Annotated in this window: 12 protein-coding genes and 1 pseudogene; all 13 read left to right on the top strand. The window is 70.5% G+C overall.

Features of this window, described 5'->3' with window-relative positions; genetic code table 11:
* The first annotated feature begins 11 nt into the window (after positions 1-11).
* Entirely contained in the window at positions 12-1,010 is a 999-nt protein-coding gene (locus RKE29_RS10365; RefSeq protein WP_312004841.1) for an ATP-binding cassette domain-containing protein, read from the top strand.
* Positions 1,011-1,045: 35 nt separating this feature from the next.
* A complete protein-coding gene (locus tag RKE29_RS10360; RefSeq protein WP_312004857.1) occupies positions 1,046-1,849 on the top strand; it encodes an ABC transporter permease in 804 nt (267 codons plus the stop codon).
* Between the two features lie 109 nt (positions 1,850-1,958).
* Positions 1,959-2,756, top strand: a complete 798-nt coding sequence (locus RKE29_RS10355; protein ID WP_312004856.1) for an ABC transporter permease — start codon at positions 1,959-1,961, stop codon at positions 2,754-2,756.
* Positions 2,753-4,024: an MCE family protein gene (locus RKE29_RS10350; protein WP_312004840.1), complete on the top strand. Its 1,272-nt coding sequence runs from the start codon at positions 2,753-2,755 to the stop codon at positions 4,022-4,024. Before RKE29_RS10355 ends, RKE29_RS10350 begins: the two co-directional genes overlap by 4 nt.
* Complete coding sequence (locus tag RKE29_RS10345) at positions 4,021-5,052, top strand: MCE family protein (protein ID WP_312004839.1); 1,032 nt, start codon at positions 4,021-4,023, stop codon at positions 5,050-5,052. The genes RKE29_RS10350 and RKE29_RS10345 overlap by 4 nt, the downstream gene beginning before the upstream one ends.
* Before the next feature lie 32 nt (positions 5,053-5,084).
* Positions 5,085-6,089, top strand: a complete 1,005-nt coding sequence (locus RKE29_RS10340; RefSeq protein WP_312004855.1) for an MCE family protein — start codon at positions 5,085-5,087, stop codon at positions 6,087-6,089.
* A 62-nt stretch (positions 6,090-6,151) separates the two neighbouring features.
* On the top strand, positions 6,152-7,219 hold the full coding sequence (locus tag RKE29_RS10335; RefSeq protein ID WP_312004854.1) for an MCE family protein: 1,068 nt from the start codon (positions 6,152-6,154) through the stop codon (positions 7,217-7,219).
* A gap of 65 nt (positions 7,220-7,284) precedes the next feature.
* Complete coding sequence (locus tag RKE29_RS10330) at positions 7,285-8,430, top strand: MlaD family protein (protein WP_312004853.1); 1,146 nt, start codon at positions 7,285-7,287, stop codon at positions 8,428-8,430.
* Complete coding sequence (locus RKE29_RS10325; protein ID WP_312004838.1) at positions 8,427-9,731, top strand: MlaD family protein; 1,305 nt, start codon at positions 8,427-8,429, stop codon at positions 9,729-9,731. Before RKE29_RS10330 ends, RKE29_RS10325 begins: the two co-directional genes overlap by 4 nt.
* A 5-nt stretch (positions 9,732-9,736) precedes the next feature.
* Positions 9,737-10,246 (top strand): hypothetical protein, encoded by a 510-nt coding sequence (locus tag RKE29_RS10320; protein ID WP_312004852.1) that lies wholly within the window; start codon positions 9,737-9,739, stop codon positions 10,244-10,246.
* A 56-nt stretch (positions 10,247-10,302) separates the two neighbouring features.
* Entirely contained in the window at positions 10,303-10,902 is a 600-nt protein-coding gene (locus RKE29_RS10315; RefSeq protein WP_312004837.1) for a hypothetical protein, read from the top strand.
* Positions 10,903-10,915: 13 nt separating this feature from the next.
* The gene (locus RKE29_RS10310) at positions 10,916-11,482 is read left to right on the top strand and encodes a hypothetical protein (protein WP_312004836.1); all 567 of its coding nucleotides are present in this window, start codon (positions 10,916-10,918) and stop codon (positions 11,480-11,482) included.
* 23 nt (positions 11,483-11,505) lie between these two features.
* A pseudogene (locus RKE29_RS10305) lies at positions 11,506-11,729 on the top strand (hypothetical protein); the annotation flags it as partial.

Below are 11,729 nucleotides of genomic sequence, written 5' to 3'. Positions count from 1 at the left end.
AGGTGCAACCCATGGGTATTGAAGTAGTCGTCAAGGACCTGACCATGTCCTTCGGCAAGCAGACCATCTGGCAGGACGTGACGCTCACCCTGCCGGCCGGCGAGGTCAGTGTCATGCTCGGACCCTCGGGCACCGGCAAGACCGTGTTCCTGAAGTCGCTCGTCGGCCTGCTCAAGCCGCCGCAGGGCAGCGTGCTCATCGACGGCGTGGACATGGCGCGCAGCCCGGAGCGGGACATCTACGAGGCCCGGAAGCTCTTCGGCCTGATGTTCCAGGACGGCGCGCTGTTCGGTTCCATGAACCTGTACGACAACGTCGCCTTTCCGCTGCGCGAGCACACCCGCAAGAAAGAGCACGAAATCCGTAAGATCGTCATGGAGCGGATGGAGCTGGTGGGTCTCGCCGGCGCCGAGCGGAAACTCCCGGGCGAGATATCCGGCGGTATGCGCAAGCGCGCCGGCCTGGCCCGGGCGCTGGTGCTCGACCCCAAGATCATCCTGTGCGACGAGCCGGACTCCGGCCTCGACCCGGTGCGCACCTCGTACCTCTCGCAGCTGCTCATCGACGTGAACGCGCAGATCGACGCCACGATGCTGATCGTCACGCACAACCTGGAGATCGCGAACACCGTGCCGGACAACATGGGCATGCTCTACCGCCGCCGGCTCGTCACGTTCGGCCCCCGGGAAGTGCTGCTGACCAGCGAGGAGCCCGTGGTGGCGCAGTTCCTCAGCGGGCGGCGGGCCGGACCCATCGGCATGTCCGAGGAGAAGGACGAAGCCACCATGGCGATGGAGGCGCGGCACGGCCTGCGCACCGAGGACAACCCCGCGCCGACCATCTCGCCGCAGCTCCAGCCCACCCCGGGGCTGCCGCAGCGGCGCGCGGTCAAGCGGCGCCGGGAGCGGGTGCGCGGCATGCTGAGCCAGGTGTCGGAGGCGGCGCGCGTGGCCATCGAGGCCGACCTCGCCCAGGAGGCCGGCCTGCGGACCACCGAGGTGCCCGCGTGACCGTTCCCGCCCGGGCCCACGGGCAGCCCGAGCCGCTGAAGGCGGCCGCGCCGCCGGCGGCTCCCTCGCCGATGAGGATCCTCACCCCGATCCGGGAGATCGGGAAGCTCTTCGCGCTGGGGCTGACCATCATCCGGTGGTCGTTCAAGCGCCCCTTCCAGGCCCGCGAGTTCATCGAGCAGTTCTGGTTCGTGGCGAGCGTGACGATCCTGCCGGCGATGCTGGTCACCATCCCGTTCGGCGCGGTGATGGCGCTCCAGGTCGGCTCGCTGATCCAGCAGTTCGGCGCCCAGTCCTACACCGGCGGCGCCAGCGTGCTGGTCCTGGTGCAGCAGGGCAGCCCGCTGATCGTGTCGCTGCTGGTGTCCGGCGTGGCCGGCTCGGCGGTGTGCGCGGACCTCGGCGCCCGCGCGATCCGCGAGGAGCTCGACGCCATGGAGGTCATGGGCGTCTCGCCGATCCAGCGTCTCGTGGTGCCCCGCGTGCTGGCCATGATCGGGGTGGCGCTGCTGCTCAACGGCCTGGTCTCGGTGGTGGGCACGGCCGGCGGCTACGTCTTCAACGTGATGCTGCAAAACGGCACGCCCGGCGCGTACCTCTCCAGCTTCTCCGCGCTGGCCCAGCTGCCCGACCTGCTGCTGAGCGAGTTCAAGGCGGTGATCTTCGGATTCATCGCGGGTGTCGTCGCGGCCCACCGGGGGCTGAACCCGAAGGGCGGCCCGAAGGGTGTGGGCGACGCGGTGAACCAGTCCGTGGTCTTCACCTTCCTTCTGCTGTTCTTCGTCAACGCGGTACTGACTGCGATCTACCTCCAGGTCGTCCCGCCAAAGGGGCTGTGAACGAATGACCCTCCTCGACAAGAAGGACAACGGCGCCAAGGAGGTGCCGCCCCGCAGGCACGCCCGGCCTCCGGTCGGCGCGCCGCCGCGGCGGTTCGATCCGAACCGCCTGGTGTCGTGGCTGGAGCGCCCCGGCGACCAGTTGCTGTTCTACATCCGGGCGCTGCTGTGGATACCGAAGGCCGTACGCCGCTACACCAAAGAGGTGACGCGGCTGCTGTCCGAGGTGGCCTTCGGCAGCGGCGGCCTCGGGGTCGTGGCGGGCACCGTCGGCGTGATGTTCGGCATCTCGGCCTTCACCGGCGTGATCGTGGGCCTCCAGGGGTACGCGGCGCTGAACCAGATCGGCACCGACGCGTTCACCGGCTTCATCTCCGCGTACTTCAACACCCGTGAGATCGCGCCGCTGGTCGCCGGGCTCGCGCTGTCCTCCACCGTGGGCGCCGGCTTCACCGCGCAGCTCGGCGCGATGCGGGTCAGCGAGGAGATCGACGCGCTGGAGAGCATGGGCGTGCGCAGCATGCCGTACCTGGTCAGCACCCGGGTCGCGGCCGGCGTCCTGGCGATCATCCCGCTGTACGCGATCGGCCTGCTGAGTTCGTACGTCGCGTCGCGACTGGTCACCGTGCTGATCAACCACCAGTCGACCGGCACCTACGACCACTATTTCAACCTGTTCCTGTCGCCCGCGGACGTCCGGCTGTCGTTCGTCAAGGTGCTGATCTTCAGCGTGATGGTGATCCTGGCGCACTGCTACTACGGGTTTCGGGCCGAGGGCGGTCCGGCCGGCGTGGGCGTGGCCGTGGGCCGCTCGGTGCGGACCGCGATCGTGCTGATCAGCCTGACGGACTTCTTCTCCAGCCTGGCGATCTGGGGCGCCACGACGACCGTGAGGGTGGCCGGATGAGCAAGCGAGGTTCCCGCAGGCTCGCGGGTCTGGTCTTCATCGTGGTGGTCGCGCTGCTGATGTGGCTGTCGGTCGCCCTGTACAACAAGGACTTCTCCGACACCGCCACGGTCACGATGGAGACCGGCAGCGTCGGCCACGAGATGCACCCGCACGCGGACGTGAAGATGCGCGGCGTGGTCGTCGGCGAGGTGAAGAAGATCCAGTCGTACGGCGACCGGGCCAGGATCACCCTGTCCCTGAAGCCGGGCGAGATCGGCCGCATCCCGGCGAACGTGTCCGCGCAGATGCTGCCGACGACGCTGTTCGGCCTGCGGTACGTGGAGCTGATCCCGCCGAAGGGCGCGACCGCGCAGGCGCTGAAGGCGGGCGACACCATCCCGGAGGACCGCAGCAGCAACGCCATCGAGCTCCAGCAGGCGCTGAACGACCTGCTGCCGATGCTGACCGCGGTCAAGCCGGACAAGCTGTCGGCGACCCTGTCGGCGGTGTCGATGGCGCTGGAGGGCCGCGGCACCGACCTCGGTCAGACGGCGAAGACGCTCGACTCGTACCTGAGGAAGCTCAACCCGCACCTGCCGGCGTTCAACCGGGACGTCAAGCAGTTCGTCGAGGTGGGCAACCTGTACGCGGACACCGCGCCGGACCTCCTCGACGCGCTCACCGACATCACCACCACCAGCGCCACCCTGGTGGAGGAGCAGAAGAACCTGGCCACGCTGTACGCGGCCGGCACCACCACCTCGCAGGACGTGTACACCTTCCTGCGCCAGAACAGCGCCAACATCATCCGGCTGTCGCAGGCCAGCCGCCCGACGCTCCAGACGATGGCGAAGTACGCGCCGGCGTTCCCCTGCACGCTGAGCATGATGGCGGACTTCGTGCCCAAGATGGACCGGGCGCTGGGCAAGGGCACGAGCAGGCACGGCCTGCACGTCGACGTGCGTTCGGTGCCCTCGCGCGGCCGGTACGTGCCCGGCCGGGACACGCCGGTGTACGGTGCCGGCGGCCAGGCGCGGTGCTACCCGGTGCCCTTCGGCGGCGGCTCCGGCACGCGGTCGATGTCGGCGCAGTCGGCGGACGTCACCGACGCCACCCCCCTCAGCACGGTCAAGGGCGGCCTCGGCCTGCCCAACTCGCCCCAGGAGAACCAATTGGTCAACGAGCTCCTGGCCCCCGGGGCCAAGGCGCGGCCCGATGACCTGCCCGACTGGTCCAGCGTGCTCGCCGGACCGACGCTGCGGGGCACGGAGGTGAGCCTGAAGTGAACCGCAGGAGTCTCACCGGGCCCGTCGTCAAGTCGTCGATCTTCGTTCTGGTCACGGCGTTCACCACCGCCGTGCTGGCGTTCAGCATCGCCAGCCCGGGCGTGGGCGAGTCCCGCGCGTACAACGCGCGTTTCACCGACACCACCGGCCTCATCGAGGGCGACAGCGTACGCATCGCGGGCGTGGTCGTCGGATCGGTGGAGTCCATCAAGGTGGTGGACAAGCGCTTCGCCAACGTGAAGTTCACCGTGAAGAAGGGCCGGCACCTGCCGGCGGGCGTCACCGCGTCCATCAAGTACCTCAACCTGGTCGGCCAGCGGTACATCGACCTGCGCCAGGGCGTCGGGCCGGTGGACCGCGAGCTGGAACCCGGCTCGACCATCCCGGTCAACCGCACCGCCCCGGCGCTGGACCTCACCCTGCTGTTCAACGGCTTCAAGCCGCTGTTCGCGGGCCTGTCGCCGAGTGACACCAACCAGCTGGCCGGGGAGATCATCGAGGTCTTCCAGGGCGAGAGCGGCACGGTGACCAGCCTGGTGCGCACCATCGGCTCGCTGAGCACCACGCTCGCGAAGAAGGACGAGGTCATCGGCCGGGTCATCACGAACCTGAAGACGGTGGCCGACACGTTCAACAACCGCGAGACCGAGTTCGTGGACCTGGTCGGCTCGCTGGACAAGGTCGTGGCCGGCTTCTCCGGCGACCGCAGGGCCATCGGCGACGCGATCAGCTCACTCGGGCCGCTCACCGTGTCCACCGGCGAGCTGTTCGGCGAGGCCCGCCAGCCGCTCAAGCAGAGCATCCACGAGCTGGGCCGGCTGTCGGAGAACCTCGCGGACAACACGCCGCTGGTGGAGAAGTTCCTGAAGAACACGCCCGGCAAGATGCGCGCGGTGACCCGGATCACGTCCTACGGCTCCTGGCTCAACACCTACCTGTGCGAGGCGAAGATCAGCGGCGTGACGACCTACGACGGCAGTACGCCGCCGAGCGGCGTGCCCGTCACGGCAGCGAGGTGCAAGTCGTGAAGCGTCCCTTCCTCCGCCGCCCCGTCAAGCCGATGCGGGAGCGCAACCCGGTCACCGTCGGCTTCGTCGGACTGCTGGTGATGGCCATCGTCGGCCTGCTCGCCTACAACGTCGACGGCCTGCCGGTGATCGGCGGCGGCACCACCTACACCGCCGAGTTCTCCGAGGCGGCCGGGATCAGCCCGGGCAACGAGGTGCGGGTCGCCGGCGTGCGGGTCGGCAAGGTCAAGAGCGTCACGCTGGACGGCGACCGGGTGAAGGTGACCTTCCAGGTCAAGGACACCTGGGTCGGCGACGCCAGCCGGGTCGGCATCTCCCTCAAGACCCTGCTGGGCGCCAAGTACCTCGCGCTGGAGCCGCTGGGCTCCCAGAAGCAGGACCCGGGCTCCCGCATCCCGCTCAGCCGCACCACCTCGCCGTACGACGTCATGGACGCCTTCAACGACCTCGGCGAGACCAGCCAGCGGATCGACAGCGACAAGCTCGCCAAGAGCTTCGAGACGATCTCGGACACGTTCAAGAACACCGCGCCCGAGGTGAGCGGCGCCGTCAAGGGCCTGTCCGCCCTGTCGCGGACGCTGTCCACCCGGGACGACGAGCTGGCCGACCTGCTGCGCGGCAGCAACAAGGTCACCAAGACGCTGTCCGAGCAGAACGCGCGCTTCGAGAACCTGCTCACGCAGGGCAACCTGCTGCTCGGCGAGATCCAGGCTCGGCGCGACGCCATCCACGCGCTGTTCACCGGCACCAGCGACCTGTCCCGCAACCTCAACGCCGTGGTGGACGACAACACCCGGCAGCTCAAGCCCACGCTGGAGGCCCTGAACCGGGTCACCGACGTGCTCGACCGCAACCGCAGGAGCCTGGACCAGGCGCTGGCCGCCATCGGCCCGTACTACCGGCTCCTGGGCAACACGCTGGGCAGCGGCCGCTGGATGGACACCTATCTGTGCGGACTCGTCCCCAAGAGTTACCTGCCGCCCGGCACGCCTCCGGCCACCGGATGCATGCCGCCCAAGCAAGGAGGCAGCCGCTGATGGCCCCCATCTCACAGCTCGGCTCGCGGGTCCGCGAGAAGGTCGCCGAGTTCGTCGGCCCGCTGACGCCCAAGCGCCTCCTCGTGATGGTCGTGGCCCTCGCGGTCCTGCTCGGCGGCGGTACGGCCGTGGGTATGTCGGTGCTCGGCGGGCCGGACGGCAACAGGTTCACCGCGTACTTCGACCGGACGGTCGGCCTCTACAAGGGCTCCGACATCCGCGTCCTGGGCGTCGCGGTCGGCCGGATCGACTCCGTCAAGCCCGAGGGCAAGCAGGTCAAGGTGACCGCCACGCTGAACGAGGGCGTGAAGATCCCCGCCCAGGCCAGCGCGGTCGTCGTCGCCCCGACCATCGTCTCCGGCCGGTACCTCCAGCTCGCCCCCGCCTACACCACCGGCGCGACCCTGCGGGACGGCGCGGTCATCCCCGCGGACCGCACCGCCACGCCGATGGAGGTCGACGAGCTGTACACCAGCCTGGTACGGCTCGCCGACGACCTCGGGCCCCGGGGCGCCAACAAGAACGGCGCCCTGTCGGAGGTGCTGGACACCGGCGCGAAGAACCTCAAGGGCAACGGCAAGGCGTTCGGCGACACGATCAGGCAGCTCGGCTCGCTCAGCAAGACCCTGTCGGGCACCGACAAGGACCTGTTCGGGACGATCACGAACCTGTCGAAGTTCGCCGGCATGCTCAAGGACAACGACACCAAGGTCCGCCAGGCCCAGGAGCAGCTGGGGAAGGTGAGCACCTTCCTCGCCGACGACCGGGACGACCTCGCGGCCGCGCTGCGCCAGCTGGGCACCGCGCTGGGCAAGGTCCAGTCCTTCATCAAGGACAACCGGAACGTCTTCAAGGCCAGCGTCGACAAGCTGATCCCCATCACGCAGAGCCTGGTCGACCAGCGCGCCTCCTTCGGCGAGGCGCTGGACGTCGCGCCGCTGGCGGTGGCCAACGTGCTCAACGCGTACAACCCGAGCACCCGCACGCTCGACGGGCGCGCCAACATGAACGAGCTGAGCATGGGCAACGTGCCCCGGTCGGCCGACGCCTACCAGGGTGACAGCCTGCTGCCGCTGCCCGCCACCGGCACCTTCTACGGCTCCGACGCAGGTAAGGGGAAGGACCGTTGAGCAGCGAGAACAACCAGCGCGGCAAGCGCAGGGCCGGTGCCCTGGTCGCCGCGGTGGCGGTGGTGGTGGGCCTGGGACTGACCGTCGGCAGCTGCGGCGCGCCCAGCTTCCTGACCGTCCAGGACATCCCGCTGCCCGGCGGCGCCGACCTCGGCAGCCACCCCTACGAGGTCACCGCCGAGTTCAGCGACGTCCTCAGCCTGGTCCCGCAGTCCGCGGTGAAGGTCAACGACGTGGACGTCGGCCGCGTCACCAAGATCTCCATCGGGGACGGCGACTGGACCGCGCGCGTGACCATGCGCATCAACGGCAAGGTGAGGCTGCCGGCCAACGCCTGGGCGCACATCGAGCAGACCAGCCTGCTCGGTGAGAAGTACGTGCAGCTCAGCGAGCCCCCGGCGGCCGGCGAGAAGGTCGGCGAGGGCCGCAACGAGGCCACCCGGGCCAGCGCGGCCGCCGCCAGGCCGGTGGGCCGGCTGGCGGACGGCGCGGTCATCCCGCTGGCCCGCACCGACCGCACCGTCGAGGTCGAGCAGGTCTTCGGCGCCATGTCGATGCTGTTCAACGGCGGCGGCGTGCAGCAGATCCAGACCATCTCGCGCGAGCTGAACAAGGCCCTGTCGGGCAACGAGGGCTCGGTGCGCTCCCTGCTCCAGCGGATCAACGAGACCACCAGGAACCTCGACGACCACAAGACCGACATCACCGACGCGCTCGACAGCGTCAACCGGCTGGCCTCCACCCTCGCCACCCGCAAACAGAAGATCGACACCGCGGTCACCGGCATCACCCCCGCGCTGAAGGTGCTGGAGGAGCAGCGCGGCTCCCTGGTGACGATGCTCAACTCGATCGACACCCTCTCCGACGTGGCCGTGAACACGGTCAACCGGAGCAAGGACGACATGGTCGCGGACCTGAGGGGCCTCGCCCCCACCCTGCGCAACCTGGCCAACGCCGGCCAGGCGCTGCCCGACTCCCTCCAGGTGCTGCTCACCTACCCGTTCACGGACGAGGTGCTGAACGGCATCAAGGGCGACTACCTCAACGTCTTCCTCAGGGAGACCGCGGCCCCCGGCACCCGGATCATCCCGCCGATCTCCTCGCAGTCGGCGAACTCCAGCGGCTCCGGCGGCGCGGCCAACCCCGCCTCGCCCGGCGCGGCGCCGTTCCCCCTGCCCTCGGTCACGGCCCCGGAAGGTGAGAACCGATGATCACCACTCTCACCAAGCTGAAGATCATCGGCTTCCTGGTGGTCGGCCTCCTGGTCATGGCCTACATCGGCAACAGCTACGCCGACATGGGCAAGTACGTCGGCGTACGCGACTACTACGAGGTCCGCGTCGAGCTGCCGTCGACCGGCGGCCTGTTCACCAACGCCGAGGTCACCTACCGCGGCGTGCCCGTGGGCCGGGTCGGCTCGGTGGACCTGACCGACGACGGCGTGGAGGCCGTGCTGCGGATCAAGAAGTCCGCGCCGGACATCCCCACCGACCTCAGGGCCCAGGTCGCCAACCGGTCCGCGGTCGGCGAGCAGTACGTCGACCTGCGCCCGGAGACCAGCGACGGCCCGTACCTGAAGAACGGCTCGGTCATCACCCGCCAGGAGGCCGCGGTCCCGGCCACCCCGGTCACCACCGTGCTCTCCAGCCTGGACGAGCTGTCCACCTCCGTGCCCCTGGACTCGCTGGCCACCGTCGTGGACGAGTTCGGCGACGCCTTCGCCGGGCAGGGCGACGCCCTCCAGGTCCTGCTGGACACCAGCAGCGACTTCGTGAAGTCCGCGGACAAGGCCCTGCCGCAGACCGTCGACCTGTTCAACGACAGCGAGACCGTGCTGCGCACCCAGCGGGAGGAGTCCGACGCCTTCCGCGCCTTCGCCCGGAACGCCAAGGCGCTGGCCGGCCAGCTCAAGGCCTCCGACAGCGACGTGCGGCGGGTGATCGAGTCCGCCCCCGCCGCCGCCGAGCAGGTCAGCGGCCTGCTGCGGGACGTCGACCCGAACCTCAGCGTGCTGTTCGCGAACCTCACCACCACCTCCGAGCTGTTCGTCACCCGGCAGCGCGGCCTGGAGGAGCTGCTGGTCAAGCTGCCGCAGGCGGTCGCGTCCGGCAACTCGGTCATCGGTCCGAACGGGCTGCGGCTCGGCATGTCGGTCACCTTCTTCCAGCCCCTGCCGTGCACCGCCGGCTACGGCGGCACCCGCTACCGCAACGGCCTGGACACCAGCCCGGGCCCCGTGAACACCCAGGCGCGGTGCCTCTCCTCGCCCGGCACCGGCAAGCTGGTGCGCGGCAGCGCCAACGCGCCGCGCGGCGGCGTGCCCGTACCGGCCCGGCCCGGCTCGCTGCTCAGCGGCGACAGCGCCGCGGGCGGCGGCGGTGGCGGCGGCGCGAGCCGCAGCGCGCTGCCCGGCGCCCTCGGCCTGCCGAGCCTGCCGCCGAGCACGCCGTACAGCGGGACCGGCAGCGTGAGCACCATGAGCGCCCTGCTGGGGCTGAAGGACGGGCGGTGACGGCCATGACACCCACGGCGAAACGTCTGACCGGCTGGGTCGCGGCCGTCGCCATAGCGCTGCTGACCGCGTACTCTGGCTGGGCGTACGGGTCGGCGCGGGACGACGGCGACCGCACGTACGCCGAGACCCGGGACGCCGTCCTCGACGCGGGACGGGACCAGATCGCCCGGCTGAACTCCATCGACGGGGACAACGTCGAGGAGGGCCTGCGCGGCTGGCTCGACGCGTCCACCGGGCCCCTGCACGACCAACTGCTGCGAACGAAGGACAAGGACGGCACCACGCTTCAGAAGCTCGGCAGCACGGCGCGCGGCACCGTCACGGACGCCGCCGTCACGCAGCTGGACACCCGCGCCGGCACGGCGAAGGTGATCGCCACACTCAAGGTCGAGATCACCCCCCGTACCGGCGCCCCCGCCACCGACCGCAAGCGGTTCGAGGCCGGCCTGGCCCGTACCGGTGGCGACTGGAAGCTGACCTCGCTCAACGCGATAGCCGTCGGAGCGAGCTGAGGCCGGCCGCCACCCGCGCGACCGCGCCGACGCGAGCGATCGAGAGGACACCGACCGTGCGCACAACCGGAGACGCCGCCACCGCCATACCGGCGCCCCGCTCCTCGCCAGAGGACGCGGAGGGCGCCGCCGCGCCCGCGGGCGCGGCGCGGGACGGCCGCAGACGGCTGCGCGTCGCGGCCGTGGTGGCGCTGGCCGTGCTGCTGGTCGCCAGCGTCGTCCTCCTGGTGCGCGCCGCCCAGCTGAACGGCTCGCCGAGCAAGGACAACAAGGCGCTGGTCGACGCGGCCACCACGGGCCAGGTCGTCGGCGACGTGAGCGACACCCTCGGCCGGGTCCTGTCCTACTCGCCGGACGGCGCCGACACCACCGCCCAGGACGCCCGCGAGCTGCTGGGCGGCAAAGCCGCGCAGCAGTACGAGCAGCTGTTCAGCCAGGTGCGCCGGCAGGTCGTCGAGCAGCGGGTCACGCTCACCACCCGGGTGGTACGCGCCGGGGTCACCGAGCTCACGGCGCACCGCGCCCGGGTCCTGGTCTTCCTCGACCAGGTCACCGAACGCAGCGGACAGAAGGCGACCACCAACGCCGCCCAGCTGTCGGTCACGGCCGAGCCGCACGACGGCCACTGGCTCATCACCGACATGAAGTCCCGGTAGGGGAGAAAGCAACGTGGCAGGGACCGACAGGACGAGAAACCCGCTGGTGATCACGGCGGCCGTGCTGGCCGTCGCCGCGGCGGGCAGCGCGGTGTGGACGGGTGTGTCCTGGTACGCCGCCGCCCACGACGACGACGCGAGCTACGCGCAGACACGCGACGAGGTGCTGGCCGCGGGCGAGCAGGCCATCCAGAACGTGAACACCCTCGACGCCCGCGACGTGAACCGCGACCTGGACCGCTGGGTGGAGTCCTCCACCGGCGACCTGCGCAAGCAGTTCGAGCAGGGCCGGGAGAAGTTCGCCACGGAGTTCAAGGAGTCCGGTGCGGTCACCACCGCCCAGGTGCTGTCCGGCGCGGTCACCGAGCTGGACGACCGGGCGGGCAGGGCGAGCGTGATGGTCGCGCTGCGGCGCACCGTGGACCCGGCCAAGGGCGACCCGGTGAACAAGGACAGCCGCGTACTCGGCGAACTCACCCGGACGTCCACCGGCTGGAAGCTGAGCGCCGTCGGCGACGCGCCGATCGGGGACAGCGCCGCGGGCTCCGGCCAGCCGTCCGCCGGGCCCTCGGACGAGTGACAGCGAGAGGACTTCCGTAAGCCATGTCGACCAGCCGTCACCTCGTCAACCGCCAGCGCCGCCTGGCGGCTCTCTCCGACGTCCGCGAGGCGCCCGCCGACCCCGGACACAAGACCAAGCCCCGCAAGCCGGAGCCGAAGGCCGAGCCGCGGCGCGAGCCCCGCGCGGGCCAGGCCAAGGACGCCCGCCCGGCCAAGGAGCCCCGCCCGGCCGCCCGGCCCGCCGCCGCCCGCGACGGCGGGCGCAC

The sequence above is a fragment of the Streptomyces sp. B1866 genome, assembly GCF_031932565.1.
GTDB lineage: Bacteria > Actinomycetota > Actinomycetes > Streptomycetales > Streptomycetaceae > Streptomyces.
This window is presented reverse-complemented; position numbering and strand designations above follow the sequence as displayed.